A 19,244-nucleotide genomic window follows, 5' to 3' on the forward strand; every position below is an offset into this window, starting at 1 on the left:
AACCTTCAAGATCAACTATAGCGTATGCCCGGCCGTTCCGAAGCACGGCGGGCGGCACACGGGCGGGGCGAAGGCCCTCGTGGCCGCCGCGGAGGCCCGGGAGCGGCGAGGGCCGGGCTCGGCGCGCCTCCGGGCGCCGCGCGAGGAAGACGAACTCCCGGCCCGGCCGGTCCGGTGCTCCCCGCACCCCGTCGACCACGTATCCCCGCGCGAGCGGGTCCGACGCGACTTCCTCGCTCACGGAAGCGCAACGCCGAATCGGACGTCAGCACCTGGCCGTCCGCGGCGAAGACGTACGTCCACCGGAAGGTCACCGGCGGGCGGCTCACGTCGGTCACCTCGACCCAGCTCTCGACCTCGCCGACGTCCGGCACTCGGCGTGCTCCGAACTCCTCCGCCATGCGGAGGTACGCGTCGAGGCCGCCGCGATCGGGATCGAGGGGTCGTAGAGCGCGGCGAGCCGCGGACGACCGGAGCGCTCGTCAGCCGTGCGGCCGAAGGTATGCGGTGCCGCGCCCGGCTCTCCACTGCTTTCCCGTACGCCTCACCGCCGTCCCCGCCCGCCCGTCCGGCGTCACAGGCCGGTGGCGGCCTCCGGAAGGACGGGCAGCAGCGGGCGGTGGCAGGCGACGGTACGGCCGGGGCCGACGGGGCGCATGGCGGGTGCCTCGGCGGCGCAGCGTTCGTGGGCCAGCGGGCAGCGGGTGCGGAAGCGGCAGCCGGACGGCGGGTCCAGGGGCGAGGGCGGATCCGCCGGCAGCAGTCCGGTGTCGCCCAGGGGACGGCCCGGCTCGGGCACCGCGGCCAGCAGCGCGGCCGTGTACGGGTGCGCGGGGGCGGCCAGCACCGCCTGTGTCGGGCCGCGTTCGCAGATCCGGCCGAGCTGGAGCACCGCGATGTCGTCGCTGACGGCCCGTACGACTCCCAGGTCGTGGGTGATGAACAGGCCGGCCAGGCCGCGTTCCTCGGTCAGTCCGCGCAGCAGGTTGAGGACGGTGGCCTGGGCGGAGACGTCGAGCGCGGAGACGGCCTCGTCGGCGATCAGCACCCGTGGTCCGGCGGCGAGTGCGCGCGCGATGGCGACACGCTGGGCCTGCCCTCCGGAGAGCTGGTCGGGTCTGCGGTCGCCGAACAGCTCCGGGTCCAGTCCGACCGCGTTCAGCTGCTCGTCGACGACGGTCGCCCGGTCCCGGCCCCGGTTCTGCCCGGGATGGGCGTCGAGCGGTTCGGCGACGAGGCCGCGGACGGTGCGTCGCGGGTTGAGCGAGGAGAGCGGGTCCTGGAAGACCATCTGCATCCGGGGCCGCAGCGCCCGCAGTCGGCGGGCCGGGAGGGCGGCGAGATCGGTGCCGTCGAGCGTGACCGTGCCCGAGGTGGGCGGGGGCAGGCGGAGCAGTGCCCTGGCGATGCTGCTCTTCCCGGAGCCGGATTCCCCGACCAGTGCCAGGGTGCGGCGTTCCTCCAGGGCCAGGTCGACGCCGCTGACGGCGTGCAGCGGTCCGGATCGGGTGCGGTGGACGACTTCCAGCCCGGTCGCCCGCAGCACGGTGGTGTCCGGGGGCACCGGGCCCGGAGCGGCGCGCGGGGCGGACGGCGGGGCGTCGGCGGGCGGGGTGGCGCTCATGGGGTGCGCTCCAGGGGGGTGAGGGGGAAGTGGCAGGAGGCCGTGTGCGCCGGGCCGGCCCGGTGGACGGGCAGGGCGGTGGTGGTGCAGAGGGACTCGGCCCGTTCGCACCTCGGGGCGAAGGGGCAGCCCGCCGCCGGGCGGGAGAGGTCCGGCGGGGAGCCGGGGATGGCCGGAAGCGTTCGGCGCAGGGGGCCGGTGACGCGTGGTACGGAGCGCAGCAGGGCCGCCGTGTAGGGGTGGGCGGGGCGGTCGGTGACGTCCTCGGTGGGACCGCTCTCGACCACCCGTCCGCCGTACATCACGGCGATGCGGCGGGCGCGTCCGTAGAGCAGGCCGATGTCGTGGGTGATCAGGAGGGTGGCCAGTCCGCGGGTGGCCCGGTGGCGGTCGAGCAGGTCGAGCACGGTGCGCTGGACGGTGACGTCCAGGGCGGTGGTGGGTTCGTCGGCGAGCAGCAGGACGGGGTCGCCGGCCAGCGCCGCGGCGATGCCGACGCGCTGGCGCAGGCCGCCGGAGAGTTCGTGGGGGTAGGCGCGGGCCCGGCGGGCGGGGTCGGGGACGTCGACGGCGGCGAGCAGTTCGGTGGCGGTGTGCAGCCGCTCCCGCCGGGTGAGCCGCTTGCGGTTGGTGAGTGATTCGGTGACCTGGTCGGCGATCCGTACGACCGGGTTGAGGGAGGTCATCGGGTCCTGGTGGACCATCGCGATGCCGGTGCCGAGGAGGGCGGCCCGGCGGGCCGGGGCGGCGGTGAGCAAGTTCTCGCCGTTCAGCAGGATCTGCCCGGTGGTTTCGGCCCGGGTGGTACGGGCGTGCACGCAGAGGACGGTGCGGGCGAGTACGGACTTGCCGGAGCCGGATTCACCGACGACGCCGAGGCATTCCCCGGCGCCGACAGTGAGGGTGATGCCGTGCAGGATGTGCAGGCGCCGGTCGTCGGGTGTGTGGAGGGTGGTGTCGAGCGAGCGGATGTCCAGGACCGGGGTGGTCATCGGTTCTTCGGTCCCTTCCGTGCGGGCGAACGCAGGTGCTCGCCGAGGTAGTTGAGGGCGAGGACGGTCAGGCACAGGACGGCTGCCGGGGCGAGCGAGATCCATGGCGCGCTGCCGAGCGTGGTGCGGCCCTCCGCGATGATGCCGCCCCAGGAGGGCTGCGGTGGGCGCAGGCCGAAGCCGAGGAAGCTGAGCGAGCCCTCGGCGACGATGGCGACGGTGGTCGCGGTGAACGCGAAGGTCAGCGCGGCGGGCGCGACGTGCGGGACGATCTCGCGGCACAGGATGCGCATCGGAGCCGTACCGATCATGCGGGCGGCCTGGACGAAGCCGCGCTCGCTGAGAGCGAGGACCACGGCGCGCACCACGCGGGTGAAGGCGGGGATGGTGAACAGGCCGACGAGCGCGCCGATCACGGGCAGGCTGGGGCCGCGCAGCGAGACCACGATCATCACCAGGATCAGTGTGGGCACCGACATCAGCAGATCGGTGGCGAACCCGATGATCTTGTCCACCGGGCCGCGGAACCAGCCCGAGGCCAGTCCCAGGGCGCCTCCGCCCAGCAGGCCGACGGCGATGGTGAGTCCGGCGACGCCGAAGGAGGCGCGGGCCCCGGCGACGGTGCGTTGCAGTACGTCGCGCCCGCCCGCGTCGGTGCCCAGCCAGTGCCCGGGGCCGGGCGGGGCGGACGGGGCGGAGAAGTCGCCGTGCAGCGGGTCGAAGCCGGGCAGCAGCGGCAGCAGCAGGGCTGCGAGCAGGATGACGGCCAGCCAGATCCCGGCGGCCAGCACACCGGCCGGCGGGCGCCGACGGGCCGCGCGGGTGCGGGAGGCCCCGGGGGTGCGGGGGGCCAAAGGGGCGGAGGGCGCGGCGGGGGCACGTTCAGCGGTGGTCATGGGCGATCCTCGGATCGAGCGTGCGGTACAGCAGGTCCACTCCGAGCGTGGCGAGCACGACGGCGACGGCGCAGACCACCATGACCGCCTGGATGACGGGAAAGTCGCGGCCGGCGATGGCCCCGGAGGCGAGGCTGCCGACGCCCGGCACCGCGAACAGCGACTCGACCAGTACGGAGCCGCCCAGCGAGGTGCCGATGCCGATGCCGATCAGCGTGACCAGCGGCAGCGACGACGGCCGCAGGGCCCGGCGCAGCATCAGTCGCACGGTGCCCATGCCGCGGCTGCGGGCGGCGGCGATGTACGTCTGGTCGAGGGTGTCCAGCAGTTGTCCGCGCAGCACGCGGGTGAACACGGCGGCCTCGGTGAGGCCCAGGGTGAGCGCGGGCAGGACGAGGTGGCGCAGGTTCTCGACCGGGTCCTCGCCGAACGGCACCCAGCCGGTGGCCGGGAGGATCCGCAGCTGCACGGCGGTGACGTAGATGAGGAGCAGACCGAGTACGAAGCCGGGCACCGCGAGCCACACGAAGGCCCCGGCGGTGGCGATCCGGTCCACCACGCCGTCCGGCCGCCAGGCGGAGACCAGTGCGACCGGCACGGCCAGCGCGAGGGCCACCACCTGGGCGGCGACGAAGAGTTCGAGCGTGACGGGGATCCGCTGGGCCAGTTCGGTGGTGACGGCGGACCCGTTGGTGAGCGAATGCCCGAGGTCGCCGTGGAGGGCCGCGCCGATCCAGTGGACGGTGGCGGTCAGTACGTTCTCGTCCAGGCCGAGTCCGGCCTCGAACGCGGCGATCTGCTCCGGCGTGGCGGTCACACCGAGGGCGGCGACGGCGGGCGAACCCGGCATCAGATGGGGCAGGGCGAGCGCGGCCACGGTGACCAGCAGCAGGACCGCCGCGGCGCGTCCGGTCCGCGCGGCGAGGCCGAGGAGCGGGGGCATCAGCGCTTCACCCACAGCCCGGCCGGGGAGACGTTGATGATGGAGCGCTTCGACAGGTCCGGCAGGCCGCCGACCCGGGAGGAGGCGACGAAGCCGGCCGGGTTCTCGGTGAGGAACAGGACCGGGGCGTCCTCGACGATCGTCTTCGACGCCTCGTTGTAGGCCGCGGCGCGCCGGGCGGGGTCCATGCTCGCGCGGCCGCGCGCGATCGCCTCGTCGACTTCGGAGTCGGCGTAGCCGGTGAAGTTGTACGGGGCCTTCGTGGGGAACAGGCTGGACAGGGCGGTGTCGGTGTCGCCGAACATGCTGGTGACGAAGTCCAGGACCTGGAACTTGCGCTGCATCAGGGCCGTTCCGTTGGCGGCGGGGTCCACCGGCTTGATGGTCATCGTGATCCCCGCTTCGCCGAGCATCTGCTGGATCGCCGTGGCGCGTTGCTGGCCCTCGGGCCGGCTGTCGGCGATGTACTCGAACGAGAGGTCCGGGTGGCCGGCCTCCGCGAGCAGTTCGCGGGCCTTGGCCACGTCGCGGGCGGGGTAGGTGCTCGCGCGCCGGTAGGCGGAGGCCGAGCCGATCGGCCCGTCGGACACCTTGCCCTGTCCCAGGTAGGCGACCTTCTCCACGCTCTCCCGGTCGATCGCGTACTGCACCGCCCGGCGTACCCGTGGGTCGTCGAACGGAGCGACCTGGGTGTTGAACAGCATGGTGGAGGTGGAGCTGGGGCCGGTGGCGGTGCGCAGTCCGTCCCCGGACGCCTGCTTCAGCTGCGCCGGGGTCTCGGTCCACACGATGTCCGCGTCCCCCGAGCGCACCGACTGGTACCGGCTGTCGGCGTCGGGCAGGACCCGGTAGACCACCTTGTCTGCATGGGCCTTGGCGCCCCAGTAGGAGGGGTTGCGGACCGCGGTCAACGAGACGCCGGGCTGGACGCTCTCCACCGTGTAGGGACCCGACCCGATGGCCGGGCCGTCGCCGACGGGGGCCTCGGACACATAGCCGAGGGAGCGGGTGAACAGGCTCGGGAAGGTCGCGTTCGGGGAGGTCAGGGTGAAGGTGACGCCGGTGGGGCCGGTCACCTTCATGTTCTTGATCGTCGCCGCGTCCACGGCGCACGCGCACTTGCTCTCCGGCTTGGACAGCCGGGTCACGTGGTCCACCACCGCCTGGCCGTCCAACGGCTTCCCGTCGCTGAACCGCACTCCTTCGCGCAGTTCCAGCTTCCACACCTTTCCGTCCGTGTCGGGGGTGAACGACCGGGCCAGGAAGGGCTTCACCGCGCCGTTGTCGTCGTTGACCATCAGCGGGTCGAACAGGGCGTTCGCGAGGATCATCACCGGCATCGACGTCAGGGTGGTGTCCGCCGGATCGATCTTCGTGAAGGGGCGGTCCAGGCCGACCTTCAAGGTGCCGCCGTCCACGGCGGGCCCGTCACCGCCCGGCGTGGTCCGGGCCGGAGCACCCGACAACGCGTCGTCGGACACCGAACACGCGCCGGTGCCCAGCCCGATGACGGCAGCGGAGACCGCTGCCGCAACAACATGCCTGGGTCGCTTCATGGGGGTTCCTCGCGTTCCTCGATACGTGGAAAGAAGTCCGTCGTGGAGGCGGTGGCGGTACCGGACCACTGCCTTCGGTCTCACCCTCAGGAAGTGACAGGACTGCCAAAAGGCAGTTGTGCAAACTTCATGTGGCGGGTTGCCGACGAGTCGGTGCTTGCCTTGAGCTGCCCGTATCGCGCGTGATTCCGTAGGGGCGAAGGCAACCGGAAGGCCGGGCGGGAGACGCCGGGCACCGACCACGAACGGGACACCACATGCAGGGGCAGGCGACCGAACCCGACGTCACGGCGGAGACCGGGACGCGGGGAGAGGCGGGACTGCGCGACCGCAAGAAGGCGCGCACGCGCCAGACGATCCGGGCGGCGGGACTCGACCTGTACGAGGAGCAGGGCTTCGAACGCACCACGGTCGACCAGATCTGCCGACGCGCGGACGTCGCCCACCGGACGTTCTTCCGCTACTACGCCAGCAAGGAGTCACTGCTCTTCGGCCTCGGCTTCGGGAACGGCATCCTCGACGAGTTCGCCGCCGCGCCGGCCGGACTCGACCTCTGGGACGCCTTCCTGCACGCCCTGGACGTCACCGACGGAACGCTGGAGGAGCCCACCGAACACACCGTGCGGCGACGGGCCCTGCGCCGCCGGTTCATGGACATCCGCACGGTGCACGACTACGCGGTGCTCCAGATCGACAACCTCGTGCGGCGTGCCACCGACGTGGCCGCCGTCCGGCTGGGCGTCGATCCGCGCCAGGACCTGCGGCCGCACGCGCTCGGCGCGGTGCTCGGGGCGATGACCCGGCGCCATGTCGTGGACGGTGTGGAGGAGGAAGGACGGCTGGAGGTTTGGTGGGACGCCTTCGACGCGGTGATGCCGCCCTCCGGCGGCGCGGCCGCGCGCTGACGCCGGCTGCTGCGGGTGCGAGGACCGTCCTCGCGCTCGCGGCAGCACGCGAGGAGCCGGGCGCCGCTGCCATGTGGCCCGCGCCGTACGCGGAGTGCCGCAGCACCCGGCACAGTGCCGGACGACGGGGCGCCGGGGCGCCGTGCCGTACGACGCCGGAGAGCCCGGCATCGTACGGTGCGACGCCGTACGGTACGACGTCGGACAGCTCGGCGCGGTTACGTCTAACTCCCTTCACCCGTAGGTGAGTTGTGCCCCTGCACCGACCCCTTCCGAGCCGAACACTCACCGCGCACGTGTCGCGCGCGCGGTGACGAGTCGGCCGGAAGTTCACCTCGGCTTCGCTTGCCGAACGCATCCGGAAGAAGGTAGATATCTGAGCATCCAGGAATCCTGACATCTAGAGATATAGATGCCTTGCTCCCGAGGTGCTGCTCCACGCACCCGGCATTCCGGCTCCACCCCGGCACCGCGTCCGCGCCGCGTCCACGCCGCGCCCCGCGGACAGCCGCCCACCGCGCCGCAGCCCGCGACCCGCCGCTGCCCCGAAGCGCGTCCCGCGATCCCCCGCGGACCATCCTGACTACGTGAAAGGCCCCCGCATGTCCCTGGTCAACTTCCGTGACCCGTCGGTCCTGACCGACCCCGAGGGCGCCCTCCTGAGCCCCGGCGCCCTGTACCGCTCCGCCCAGCCCTTCCCCGCCGCCGACGAAGCCACCGTCGACCAGTTGCGCGCCGCCGGCATCCGCACCGTCGTCGACCTGCGCGGCGGCTCCGAGCGCGAGCCCGAGGACTGGGCCGCCGTCGAGGCCGCGGGCATCACCGTCGTCCCGGCCTCGATCGCCCCCACCTCGCCCGTCCTGGAGGCGCGGATGGCCACCATGACGACCGCCGCCGACCTCGGCGCCTTCTACGTGCTGATGGCCGAGACCGCCCCCGAGGGCGTCGCGGACGCCGTCCGGGCCGCCGCCCGCCCCGGCGGCGTGCTGCTGCACTGCGCCGCGGGCAAGGACCGCACCGGCTTCGTCACGGCCCTGCTGCTGGAACTGCTCGGGGTCTCCGCCGAGCGCATCGTCGAGGACTACGCCCGCACCGGCGAGGCGCTGGAACAGATCTGGGCCGGGCTCGCCGGGCGCCACCGCAAGGCCCTCAACGACATCGAGAACCACGCGCTGTCCGTTCCCGCCCCGCTGCTGGAGGCGCCCGCCGAGGCGATGGCCGTCTTCCTCGACGTCATCCGCACCCGGCACGGCGGTGCCCGCCGCTTCCTGCTGGGCTGCGGGGTCGCCCCGGAGGCCATCGGCGCCTTCGTGGCGAAGGCGGCGCCCGCCGCCGCGCCCGCGCCCGCCGCCACGGCCACCGCCGAGGTGACGGTCTGATGCCGAAGGAACTGCGCCACAGCGACGGAACCCCGTTCCGCGACCTCAACCACAACGGCACCATGGAGCCCTACGAGGACCCCCGGCTGCCCGTCGAGGACCGCGTCGAGGACCTGCTCGGCCGGATGACGCTCGCCGAGAAGGCCGCCCTGATGTGCCACGGCCGCATGGTCACCGGCCCCGATCCGCGGATGCCGATACCGATGCCCACCGGCGCCGAGCTGATCACCGGACGCGGCGTCACCCACTTCGCGATGATGGCCGTGCCCGACGCCCGCACGATGGCCGAGTGGAACAACCACGTCCAGGACCTCGCCGCGGCCGGGCGCCTCGGCATCCCGGTCACCCTCTCCTCCGACCCCCGGCACGGCTTCGCCTCCAACCCCGCCACCGCCCACGCGGGCGGCGGCTTCAGCACCGGCCCCGAGCCGGTCGGCCTGGCCGCCACCGACGACCCGGAGCTGGTCGAGGAGTACGCCCGGCTGATCGGCCGGGAGCTGTGCGCCGTCGGCATCCGCGTCGCCATCCACCCGATGGCCGACCTCGCCACCGAACCGCGCTGGGCCCGGATCAGCGGCACCTTCGGCGAGGACCCGCAGCGCGCCGCACGGATGATCGCCGCCTACATCCGCGGGCTCCAGGGCGAGAGCATCGGCAGGAACAGCGTCGCCTGCATGACCAAGCACTTCCCGGGCGGCGGCCCCCAGTACCGGGGCGAGGACTCGCACTTCGCCGCCGGACGTCGGCTGGTCTACCCCGGCGGCGCCTTCGAGCAGCACCTGATCCCCTTCGAGGCCGCCTTCGCGACCGGCACCGCCCAGATCATGCCCGCCTACGCGATCCCCTCCGGCAGCGGGCTCACCGAGGTCGGCGCCAACTTCAACCGGGACGTCATCACCGGTCTGCTGCGGGAGCGGTACGGCTTCGACGGGGTGATCTGCACCGACTTCAACGCCATCACCGGGACGGAGATCCCCGGCGTCACCACCTTCCCGCCGCGCCACTGGGGCGTGGAGGAACTGTCCGTCGCCGAGCAGGTGGTACTGACCCTGGACGCCGGTGCCGACCAACTCGGCGGCGAGACCGATCCCGGGCTGATCCTGACCGCCGTCCGCTCCGGCGCGGTGACCGAGGAGCGCATCGACGCCTCCGCACGCCGCATCCTGCGCGACAAGTTCCGCCTCGGCCTCTTCGACGACCCCTATGTCGACCCGGACGAGGCCGCCGGCGTCGTCGGCGCCCCGGCCGGCCGTGAGCTGGGCCGGGCCGTCCAGCGACGCTCGCTGGTCCACGTCGCCGGCCGGCCGGTGGCCGGGCGCCGGTTGTACGTCGAGGGGATCGACCCGGCCGTAGCCGCCCGGTACGGCACCGTCGTGGAGAGCCCGGAGGAGGCCGACGCCGCCGTCGTACGGCTCCAGGCGCCGTACGAGCAGCGCGAGGGCCTGCTCGAACGCCACTTCCACAGCGGCTCGTTGGAGTTCCCGGAGGAGGAGGTGCGGCGCCTGCGCGCGCTGGCGGCGACCGTCCCCACCGCGTTCGCCGTGTACCTGGACCGGCCCGCCGTGCTCACCCCGCTCGCGGACCGGGCCGCGCTGCTGATCGGCGAGTTCGGCGCGCGGGACGACGTGGTGCTGGACGCGGCCCTCGGCCGCACCGCGATGGAGGGCGTCCTCCCGTTCGACCTGCCCTCGTCCATGGCAGCCGTGGAGGACGCGCGCGAGGACGTGCCCTTCGACACCGCCGCCCCGCTCTTCCGCTGCGGACACCCGCGTGCGCCCCGCCCCCGGACGGGGGAAGCCCGCGCATGACCGCACGCGCTGTCGCCTCTCCGTGGGCGGCGTGCGCGTAACGGGGGTGTACCGGGCGGCGGTTGGGGAAACGGGCGACCGGACCGGACGGCTCCGGACGGTCGCTGGATGCCCGCTCCCAGCGAGCGTCCAGCGAGGAGGCGGCCGCCGCCGTCCTGGCGCGTGCGGAGGCGCGCGGACCGACGCGGCGGGCCCCGGCCGGACCGGACCCGTAGCGGGTCGCGGGGGTCCGGCCGACGGACCGCGCACTCGATGTCAGTGCTCTGCGGTAGACATTGCGGCAGCAGCGTGAGCGCGACTGCGGAAAGGGAACGCACCATGGCAGAGAACGCGATCTCGGACGCCACGCCGGGGGCGGGCACGGCGGATCCGGCACCCGGGCTGACCGGCCGCACCGGCGTCGTCGGGGGCATCGAGTCGTTGACCCTCGACGGCCGCCGTCTGTGGTTCGGCTTCGACTTCACCTCCGACCAGGTGCTCTCCCCCCTGATCGACGACGCGGACGCGATGGCGCGGTACGCCGCGCGGCACCTGCGCCAGCGCACGGGTGCCCACGACGAGACCTACTGGGCCCGGCTCGTCGAGGCCGCCGTGGAGAACTCGGATCTGGTGCGGTACGACGAGCAGCGCACCTTCACCACGCGGTCCCTGGAGGCAGGAGACGCCGGCCCCGCCCACGGGCATCTGCTCTACCTCCTCGACGCGGCGACGGAGGACCCCGACGACAGCGACCCCGCCCACCCCGGGGCCGGATCGCGGGAGCCGGGAACGCCCCCGGTACGGACCACGGTCGGCAACTGGTCGCTGCTGTTCGCGCCGTACGCCCGCAGCACACCGGCCGTCTGACCGCCGCCTCGGACGACCGGCGGGGCGGGAGGTGACCGGCCGTCATACCGACGGATGCGGCTTCCGGGCAGGCCCGGTGTCCTGGTCCTCGCGCGCCAGGGTGCTGGGCCACCAGGCCCGCGCACCGATGTCGAGCACCAGCGCAGGGACGAGGAGCGACCGGACCACAAGGGTGTCGAGCAGAACGCCGAAGGCCACGATGAAGGCGATCTGCGCCATGAACGCCAACGGGATCACCATCAGAGCCGCGAAGGTGGCGGCGAGCACCACACCGGCCGAGGTGATCACGCCTCCGGTCGTGGTGAGACCGCGCAGCACCCCTTGCCGGTTGCCGTGCGCCAGCGCCTCCTCCCGTACCCGGGACATGAGGAAGATGTTGTAGTCCACGCCGAGTGCCACCAGGAACACGAACCCGTACAGCGGCACCGAGGCGTCCGTTCCGCTGAAGCCGAGCAGATGCTCGAAGACGACGGCCGACACCCCCAGCGTCGCCAGGAAGTTCAGCGCGACGGTCGCCACGAGCAGGACCGGGACGAGCAGCGAGCGCAGCAGCAGGACCAGGATGAGCAGGATGATGCCGAGGACGACGGGCACGATGAGCGTGCGGTCGCGGGCGGCCGTCTGCTGGGTGTCGTACTGCTGCGCCGTGTATCCGCCCACCAGGGCGTCGCCTCCCGGCACCGCGTGCGCGTTTGCGCGCAGCCGCGCCACGGTCTGCTTCGCGGCGTCGCTGTCCGCCGCGGCCTCAAGGGTGGCGTCGATGCGGACCCGCCCGCCGACGACCAGGGGCTCACCGGCCCCCGGGCGCCCGGACGCGGAGACCGCGTCGGCCGATGCCACGCCCTCGGTCGCCCGCGCCACCGCGGTGACCCGCGCCGCGCTGCCGGCGTCGGCGATGATGACCGCGGGGTTGCCGGAGCCGCCGGGGAAGTGCTCCCCGAGCGTCTTCTGGGCGGAGACCGAGGGCGCGTCGTTCACGAAGATCTCGTCGAGGGGGACGCCCTTCGCCGACAGGGAAGGGGAGAAGGCGGCGAAGACGCCGAGCACGATCGCCGTCAGCACCCAGACGCGGCGCGGCCGGGCACCCACGACGGCCGCCACACGGCGCCATACTCCACCGCCCGTGCCGGACGAGTCCGGTGTCCTGGGCCGGGACGGCCAGTACGCGGTCCTGCCCAGCAGTGCGAGCACGGCGGGAAGGAAGGTCAGGCTGGAGAGGACCGCGCACACGATCCCGATGGCGCCGACCGGTCCGAGCGCACGGTTGTTGGTGAGGTCGCTCGCCAGCAGCGCCAGCAGCGCGAGGGCCACGGTGGCCGCGCTCGCGGTGATCGCGCCGAACGACCGGCGTACGGCGGCCAGCGCGGCCGACGCCCTGTCTTCCCGCTGGACGAGTTCCTCGCGGAACCGCGCGGCCAGCAGCAGCGCGTAGTCCGTCGTGGCGCCGATGACGAGGATGGAGAGAATGCCCTGCACCTGACCGTCCACCCGGACCACGTCATGGTCGGCCAGGGCGTAGACGATCCCGCATGCGAGGCCCAGCGCGAAGACGGAGCCGAGGATGATCAGGAACGGCAGCAGCACGCTCCGGTAGACCAGCAGCAGGATCAGCAGCACGGCGGCCAGCGCCACTCCGAGCAGCAGTCCGTCGATGCCTGAGAAGGCGTCCGCCAGATCGGCCCGGCTCGCCGCCGGTCCCGCGATCCGCGCCACGGTGTCCGGGACGCTTCGAGCGGCGTCACGGACCTCGTCCAGGACGTCCGGCAGTGAGTCGCCGAGGCCGGAATCCAGCTGGACGACGGCCTGGAGCGCCTGCCCGTCCTCGGAGCGAAGGGCCGACGACGGAGTTCCGACCACCCCGGGACGCCCGACGAGTCCTTCGACGGAGCGGGTGGCCGCGGACCGCTGCGCGTCGGTGGTCCGGCCACCGTTCGCGGTCCATACGACGATCACGGGAAGGGTTTCCGTCGGGTCGAACGCCTCGCGGGCCTTGAGCACCTTGGTGGACTCCGCGCTCTGCGGCAGGAACGCGGCCTGGTCGTTGGTGGCGACCTCGCCGAGCTTGCCCGCGTACGGTCCGAGTGCGCCACCGACTCCCAGCCATACGACGAGGAGGACGAGCGGAACGAGCCACCGGACGCGGCGCGCTGTGGTTCTCATGGATATCCCCAAAGCTTCATGGCCAAACAAGTCGATCACAAAGTATCTCAATGATTGAGTGACCTTATACTTGAGCCATGCACGGGACCCACACCCCCACACCCGCTCCTCATCCCGGGAACGACCCCGCGGGGTTGCAGTCCTTCGCGGTTCAGCTGCGCCGGATGAACAGCCAGTTCAACCGCATCGCCCACGAGTTCGCCCAGTCCCAGGGCCTGCACCTGACCGACATGCAGGCCCTCATCGCACTGCTGGACGCCGACCCCGACGAGGGACCCATGACGCCCGGACGGCTGCGCCGGCAGCTGGACCTCACCTCGGGGGCGGTCACCGCGTGCATCGACCGGCTGGAAAAGGCCGGACACATCCGCCGCGTCCGGGCCGAGGACGACCGCCGCGTCGTGCACCTGTACTACGAGGAGGCGGCGAAGAGCATCGCGCGGGATTACTTCCAGCCCCTGGCCCGCAGCACCGAAGCCGCCCGCGCGGGCTTCGACCCCGCCGAACTGACGGTGGTCGCCCGTTTCCTCACCGAGTTCAACCGTGAACTGGCCCTGCTGCGCAGCAGCTCGCCACGGACTTGAACGCACAGGACGCCACGGTGCCGGACAAGGCTTCCGGACCGCTTGTGCGGACGAGCCGCAGCTGAGTGAATGACGCTGGAGACCACGGCAGGAACGGCGCACGCGTGCGCCAGGGGGACAGGGGCCGAACATGGGCGAACTCGGCAGCGCTTCCGACGAATCATCCATTCCTTCACCTCCCCCGCCTCCCTCGGAGGCCGAGGACGCCTACGAAGACGGGGACATTCCGAGCGAGCCCGAGGACGGAGCGGATCGGTCCGGCCTCGGTGAGCGGCCGTCAGCCGAGGAGGGCGACCACGGCTCCCCCGCTCCGCGGAACGGAGCGGAAGCGCCGCCCTCGTCCGATTCGCACCCTTGGGACGACGGCGACGCCGTCCCCGACGAGCCGGAGGCGGAGGAGCCGGAGGCGGAGGAGCCCGCAGCGCCGTCACCGGCGGCGCACGGCGCCGCCGGTCCGACCGACCCGGCCGCTCGGACGGAGACCGTGACCGAGCCGCCCCGACCGGACGCCGAGCCTCCCCGACCGGACGCCGAACCGTCCCGGTCGCATGCCGAACCGTTCCAACCGGAGCGCGCGGAGCCCGGGGCGGCGCCCGTGGCCGACGACGCCCCCGAGCAGGTCTCGATCACCGAGGCCGAGGTCACCGCCGGCCCGTCCTCCGATGCCCGCCACCCTGAGACCGCCGAGGAACTCACGGCCGACCGCCCCTCGGACGTCACGGGAACCGATGAGGCCGATGGGGACTGGGCCGGGGCCGGGGCCGGGGAAGAGAGTACGCAGAAGGACGGCCCTCAGCCGGGCCCGGAGCCCGGCGGAGAACTCGACGCGAAGACGTACTCCGACACCGAGGCGGATGCGACCGGCGCCCCCTTCGACCGGCAGCAGTCGGACACGACGCCCAACCGTTCTCCCGGCGAGCAGCCGAAAGAGGACGGTCCGGCCCCCGACGTCGATTCACGGTGGAGGTCGGAGCTCCCGGCGGAGGAGATCGAGCAGCTCTACGCGAAGAAGGTCCGCCCCATGCTGTACGGGGACGGCCAACGGCAGGACACACCGGCACGGGAGCCGGACGAGGCCGGCGCCAAGGACAGCGAGCCGCATGTGGTCGCGTTCATCGGCGGCCCGCCCGGAGTCGGAAAGAGCGAAGCAAGCAAGAAGGTGAAGGGCGACATCCGCGACGAGTACGGCAGCGACCCTCTGGTGATCGACGCCGACACCCTGCGCCGGCACCATCCGGACTACACCGACGTGATGGCGAGCTCCCCCCGCGACATGCCTCACGTCACGGCCCAGGCCATTGCCCGGTGGACCGAGATGGCCATCGGAGAAGCCCATGAGCGAGGACAGAACGTCATCATCGAGGGCACCTTCCGCAACCCGGACACCCTGCTGAGCACCGCGGCACGGTTCGCCCCGGGCTGGAAACGGGAGGTGCACGTCGTCGCGGAGCCCGAGGAGGTGAGTCGCCTGGGCACCGTGAGCCGAACCCTGAGCGAGGGCCGCTCCACACCCGCCGCCGCACACGACGAGGCGTTCGCCAACAATCCCACCACTGTCCGCGAGGCGTTCGGAAGCGGGCTCTTCCACCGGATCACGCTGTCCACGCGCAGTGAGCGCGTCATGGAGAGCACCGGCGGGCCGGAGGAGTTCGCCCCCGGTTCCGCCGAGTTCGGTGAGCGCCTGCGCGAGATACGTACGGCCCCCATGACGCCGGAGAAGGCGCACGGACATCTGAAGGCGTTCGACGAAACGATGCGCGGGTACATCTCCGCTGACCAGGTCAACCGCTCGACGGCGCCCGACCTCTCCAGGGTGACCAGGGATGCCATGGGGGTCCGCTCCGGCCTGGACCTCGGCCCGTCCGAGCGGGACGCCTTCGCCGCGGAGATCTACTCCTACCAGCTGAACATCGAGTTCCCGGACAAGATCCACAAATTCCTCGGGCGGCGTGACCCCCGATAGAGATCCGCTGCGGCCGCTCGCTTCGCCGCGTTCGACCGGGCCGAGCTGCTCGACGTCCCCGGCCCGGACGGTCGCGGACACGGCGACGGCGTCCCGGCCGGGGCCCCGGCCCTCGTCGGTGGGTCAGCCGGCCGACGAGTAGTGCTGGAGGTAGAGGAAGATCGACTTCCAGCCGGACCCCACGTTCACGATGTGCAGTTGGCCGCCCGAGGGGCCGAAGTCCCAGGCGGCGATCCCCTCGACTTCGTCGCCGGACTCCACGTCCTGGTGGAAGGCGTAGGAGACCTGACCGGAGACCGGGTCGACGGTGTGGACCGACTTGGCCGAGTCGTCCACCGACGCGTACAGCTTGCCCTGCCACATCGCCGCCCCCTGGATCCTGCTCAGCGGCTGCGAGAGGGTCACCGTGCTCGCCACCGGGAGCGTGGAGCCCGCAGGAAGGGTCAACAGGTCGTCGAGGCGGTAGGCGACCAGTTTGTTCGTCCCCTGCGCGGCGTCCTGGGTCCAGGGCGCCGTGTAGACCAGTCCGGCAGCGGCGTCCACCGCGACCCACGGCACACCGCCCGGCATCTGGTCGAGAGGCAGTTGCACATAACGGCCCGTGTAGCTCAGGTCGCTCGCGTTGTACAGCGCCAGCAGCGGGTGCTGGTAGCCGTTGCGGCCGTCCTCGATCGGTGCGATGACATAGCCGTCGTGGTACTCCGGATCGCCGATGTGGTCACCGCCGTACGTACCGCTCAGCAGGGGCGGGATCGGGACCAGCGACGAGGCGACCTCCGAGTCGTTCGCGACGGTGGCCTTCACCATTCCGCCCGGTCCGGCGTAGTAGAAGTACGTCCCGTCCGTCGCCACGCCCTGCCCGCGTTCCAACGCGTTGAACCCGGTCCACCGGTAGTAGTCCGCCGTCCGCGTCCAGCCCGCGGCCATCGCGGGAGATCCCGCGCTCGCGGCGGTCAGCGCGATCGCGATCGCCACGGTTGCCGCAACCCTGCCCGGCTTCATCTGAATCCTGCCCTTCGTTCGGCATCGCATCGACTGTGCTCTCCATGAGCGAGAGGACTACAACAGTGCCGGTCACCCCGCGTCAATGACATGAACTCCCTTAATCCGAAAGGGACTTGAAACAGATCCGCTCGCGCGTCCGCGCGGGACCGCCGACCTGCCGATCACTCCCTGGTACGTACGGGCTAAAATCGGGCGGCGGATGTTCCGGCACCACGAGAGGCCGGGCCGCACGGCGGCGCTCCCGGGCCCGCCCCACCGCTGACATCCGGCCCATTCACCCCCTTCCTTTCCGGAGCCTGCCAGCAATGCGTACCAGGGGTTCTCTCCGCCGGTCCTCGGCGGCCCTCGCCGTATCCGCCGTCCTCTCCCTCCTCGCCACGGCCTGCTCGGACGACGGGGAGCCGCACGGGACGCCTTCGTCGGCGGGCCGTAAGGAATCGGCCAGGGCATCGGCGGAGGTGACGCCCCCTCCGGCGCACGCGGGCTTCGACTACCAGCTCGGTGAGCCGTACGCCCTGCCGGCCGGGGTGACCGTCGTCGCGCGGGACCACACGGAGCCGCCCGCGCCCGGGGTCTACAACATCTGTTACATCAACGCCTTCCAGGCCCAGCCCGGCGCGGAGAAGGACTGGGACGCCGATCTGCTGCTCCGCGACAAGGCGGGCAAGGTCGTCATGGACGAAGAGTGGGGGGAGGCGATGCTGGACGTCCACACCGACGCCAAGCGCGAGCGGATCGCGCGCAAGGTGAACACCTGGATCGACGACTGCGCGGCCAAGGGCTACAAGGCCGTCGACCCGGACAACTACGACACGTACACGCGCGCGCCCCGGGGTCTGCTCTCCGCCGACGACGCGAAGGCGTTCCTCTCCCTGCTCGCCACCCACGCGCACGCGAAGGGCCTGGCCATCGGCCAGAAGAACACCGCCGAGCTCGCCCCGGCCCGCAAGGAGGTCGGAGTCGACTTCGCGGTGGTGGAGGAGTGCGGCGAGTACGACGAATGCGGTGACTACGAGACCTCCTTCGGCCGTCACATGATCGTGATCGAGTACACCCGCAAGGGCATGAAGCGGGCGTGCGAGGGCTGGGGCGACGACATCAGCATCGTCCGACGGGACCTGGACCTCGTGGCCCGCGGCCACGACGGCTACCACTTCGAGACCTGCGACGGAACCGACTGACGGGCACGGCTCCGGCCGGCCCGCTCCCGTCGGACAGACCGATCCCGCGGCCGGGCCGGTGCGCAGCACGTGGACGCGCGACCGGTCCGGACGGGCCTGGGCAGGCGGGGGCGTACGGAGACGGGCCGGGCCGGGTACGGACGGCCGAAGGCCGGTCAGGACAGGCCGGTGCGCAGGGCGTTGACGCGCGCGGCCCCCGCGTCGAACGCGGCGCCGTCGAGAGTGCCGGCCGCCAGTGCCTCGCTCAGTGCGGTCACCGCTTCCTCTCCCTGGGCGGTGTCGCGGGCCGAGCACAGGATCAGGTCCATGCCTGCTCCGGCGGCCAGCACGGCGCGTTCCGCCGTACCGCCGTAGGCCCGGAGGGCACCGGCCTCCAAGGCGTCGGTGACCGTCACGCCCGGGAAGCCGAGCCGGTTCCGGAGCTCGCCGACCACGGTCGGAGAAAGACCGGCGGGCCGGTCCGCGTCCAACGCCCGGTAGACGGCCCAGGACAGCATGACCAGCTTGGTCCCGGCCGAGATCGCCGCCCGGTACGGCGCCTCGTCGACGCCGCGCAGCGTGGCCGCCGAGGTGGAGAGGGTGACGGGGCCCAGGTCGGTGTTCTGGCTCGCGGAGGCGGGGCCGAGGCCGGGGAAGTGCTTGGCGGTGGCCGCCACCCCGGCGTTCTGTTGCGCGGTGATGAAGGCCGAGCCGCAGGTACCGACCGCCTCCTGGTTCTTGCTGTACGACCGCTCGTACTGGTCGGTGAAGTCACCGGCCGTGCGGTACACGTCGAGCACCGGCGCCAGGTTGACGTTCATGCCGACGCCCGCGAGGTTCATGCCCGCGCCGGTGCCGGTGAACTCCGCCTGTGCCCGCGCGTCCGCGGAGGCCCCGACGTCCTTCGCGGACATGACCGGCTCGCCGGGCAGGCGGCGCACCATGCCGCCCTCCTGGTCGGTCATCAGGAGCAGTGGGGCCTTCACGGGGGCGGAGGCGTTCGCCTCGTTCATCGCCTGGATGACACCCTCGATCTGGCTCAGGTTCTTGATGTTCTCCCCGAAGAAGATCACCCCTGCCGTGCGGCCCTCCTTGATCGCCTGCATCAGCCGGTCCGGTGGCGTGAGTCCCGGGTAGGAGTGGATGACGCACTGCCCGGCGCGCTGTGCCGGGGTCAGGGCGGGCAGGCGCGGGTGCGGCGTCCTCCGGGGAATGACCGCGGCCGCGTCCGAACTGCCCGCCGCCCCCAGCCCGCCGGCCAGGGCCGCCGCTCCGGCGAGCAGTGCGCCGCGCCTGCTGAGGGGCCGTGCTGTCGAGCTCATGACGTGCTCCTTCGTGAACTGTCGTCGTGCCCGGCCGGGCCGTCGGCCGGGCTCCGGGCCGGAGCAGCTCGTTCGGCCTGCTCCGGCCCCTGGCACGGACC

At 72.4% G+C, this 19,244-nt stretch carries 15 protein-coding genes and 1 pseudogene; 7 read left to right on the plus strand and 9 right to left on the minus strand.

The genetic code is table 11. The features are described from left to right. Nucleotides 1–130: 130 nt before the first annotated feature. The 6 genes and pseudogenes from ACFVFH_RS34770 to ACFVFH_RS34795 all read right to left on the minus strand — a co-directional run. A pseudogene (locus ACFVFH_RS34770) lies at nucleotides 131–371 on the minus strand (SAM-dependent methyltransferase); the annotation flags it as partial. A 203-nt stretch (nucleotides 372–574) separates the two neighbouring features. Then, nucleotides 575–1,624: an ABC transporter ATP-binding protein gene (locus tag ACFVFH_RS34775; RefSeq protein WP_383776661.1), complete on the minus strand. Its 1,050-nt coding sequence runs from the start codon at nucleotides 1,622–1,624 to the stop codon at nucleotides 575–577. Continuing rightward, nucleotides 1,621–2,616, minus strand: coding sequence for an ABC transporter ATP-binding protein (locus ACFVFH_RS34780; protein WP_383776664.1), 996 nt, complete (start codon nucleotides 2,614–2,616; stop codon nucleotides 1,621–1,623). The genes ACFVFH_RS34775 and ACFVFH_RS34780 overlap by 4 nt, the downstream gene beginning before the upstream one ends. Further along, nucleotides 2,613–3,512, minus strand: coding sequence for an ABC transporter permease (locus ACFVFH_RS34785; RefSeq protein ID WP_383776668.1), 900 nt, complete (start codon nucleotides 3,510–3,512; stop codon nucleotides 2,613–2,615). The genes ACFVFH_RS34780 and ACFVFH_RS34785 overlap by 4 nt, the downstream gene beginning before the upstream one ends. Further along, nucleotides 3,499–4,455, minus strand: a complete 957-nt coding sequence (locus ACFVFH_RS34790; RefSeq protein ID WP_383776671.1) for an ABC transporter permease — start codon at nucleotides 4,453–4,455, stop codon at nucleotides 3,499–3,501. Before ACFVFH_RS34790 ends, ACFVFH_RS34785 begins: the two co-directional genes overlap by 14 nt. Continuing rightward, nucleotides 4,455–6,011 (minus strand): ABC transporter substrate-binding protein, encoded by a 1,557-nt coding sequence (locus ACFVFH_RS34795; RefSeq protein WP_383776674.1) that lies wholly within the window; start codon nucleotides 6,009–6,011, stop codon nucleotides 4,455–4,457. Before ACFVFH_RS34795 ends, ACFVFH_RS34790 begins: the two co-directional genes overlap by 1 nt. Nucleotides 6,012–6,268: 257 nt before the next feature. Between ACFVFH_RS34795 and ACFVFH_RS34800 the strand changes: the two genes are divergently transcribed. From ACFVFH_RS34800 to ACFVFH_RS34815, 4 genes are all read left to right on the plus strand, one after another. Then, nucleotides 6,269–6,916, plus strand: a complete 648-nt coding sequence (locus ACFVFH_RS34800; protein ID WP_383776677.1) for a TetR family transcriptional regulator — start codon at nucleotides 6,269–6,271, stop codon at nucleotides 6,914–6,916. A 587-nt stretch (nucleotides 6,917–7,503) separates the two neighbouring features. After that, nucleotides 7,504–8,295: a tyrosine-protein phosphatase gene (locus tag ACFVFH_RS34805; protein WP_383776680.1), complete on the plus strand. Its 792-nt coding sequence runs from the start codon at nucleotides 7,504–7,506 to the stop codon at nucleotides 8,293–8,295. Further along, the gene (locus tag ACFVFH_RS34810; RefSeq protein WP_383776684.1) at nucleotides 8,295–10,103 is read left to right on the plus strand and encodes a glycoside hydrolase family 3 protein; all 1,809 of its coding nucleotides are present in this window, start codon (nucleotides 8,295–8,297) and stop codon (nucleotides 10,101–10,103) included. The genes ACFVFH_RS34805 and ACFVFH_RS34810 overlap by 1 nt, the downstream gene beginning before the upstream one ends. A 318-nt stretch (nucleotides 10,104–10,421) precedes the next feature. Then, nucleotides 10,422–10,949: a hypothetical protein gene (locus ACFVFH_RS34815; RefSeq protein WP_383776687.1), complete on the plus strand. Its 528-nt coding sequence runs from the start codon at nucleotides 10,422–10,424 to the stop codon at nucleotides 10,947–10,949. 42 nt (nucleotides 10,950–10,991) lie between these two features. Here ACFVFH_RS34815 and ACFVFH_RS34820 read toward each other — a convergent pair whose 3' ends face one another. Beyond that, nucleotides 10,992–13,109, minus strand: coding sequence for an MMPL family transporter (locus ACFVFH_RS34820; protein ID WP_383776690.1), 2,118 nt, complete (start codon nucleotides 13,107–13,109; stop codon nucleotides 10,992–10,994). Between the two features lie 77 nt (nucleotides 13,110–13,186). On the opposite strand from ACFVFH_RS34820, the gene ACFVFH_RS34825 reads away from it, so the two are divergent. Together ACFVFH_RS34825 and ACFVFH_RS34830 are read left to right on the plus strand one after the other, a co-directional pair. Then, entirely contained in the window at nucleotides 13,187–13,693 is a 507-nt protein-coding gene (locus tag ACFVFH_RS34825; protein WP_383776693.1) for a MarR family winged helix-turn-helix transcriptional regulator, read from the plus strand. A gap of 595 nt (nucleotides 13,694–14,288) precedes the next feature. Then, a complete protein-coding gene (locus tag ACFVFH_RS34830) occupies nucleotides 14,289–15,656 on the plus strand; it encodes a zeta toxin family protein (protein WP_383776696.1) in 1,368 nt (455 codons plus the stop codon). A 123-nt stretch (nucleotides 15,657–15,779) separates the two neighbouring features. Here ACFVFH_RS34830 and ACFVFH_RS34835 read toward each other — a convergent pair whose 3' ends face one another. Next, nucleotides 15,780–16,631, minus strand: a complete 852-nt coding sequence (locus ACFVFH_RS34835) for a hypothetical protein (protein ID WP_383776699.1) — start codon at nucleotides 16,629–16,631, stop codon at nucleotides 15,780–15,782. A 335-nt stretch (nucleotides 16,632–16,966) separates the two neighbouring features. Here ACFVFH_RS34835 and ACFVFH_RS34840 point away from each other — a divergent pair, with 335 nt between their 5' ends. Beyond that, the gene (locus ACFVFH_RS34840; protein WP_383776703.1) at nucleotides 16,967–17,842 is read left to right on the plus strand and encodes an endo alpha-1,4 polygalactosaminidase; all 876 of its coding nucleotides are present in this window, start codon (nucleotides 16,967–16,969) and stop codon (nucleotides 17,840–17,842) included. 155 nt (nucleotides 17,843–17,997) lie between these two features. Here the strand turns inward: ACFVFH_RS34840 and ACFVFH_RS34845 are convergent, their stop codons facing one another. Then, the gene (locus ACFVFH_RS34845; RefSeq protein ID WP_383776706.1) at nucleotides 17,998–19,143 is read right to left on the minus strand and encodes a glycoside hydrolase family 3 N-terminal domain-containing protein; all 1,146 of its coding nucleotides are present in this window, start codon (nucleotides 19,141–19,143) and stop codon (nucleotides 17,998–18,000) included. Nucleotides 19,144–19,244: the final 101 nt, after the last annotated feature.

It is taken from the genome of Streptomyces sp. NPDC057697, from assembly GCF_042799335.1.
Classification (GTDB): domain Bacteria; phylum Actinomycetota; class Actinomycetes; order Streptomycetales; family Streptomycetaceae; genus Streptomyces.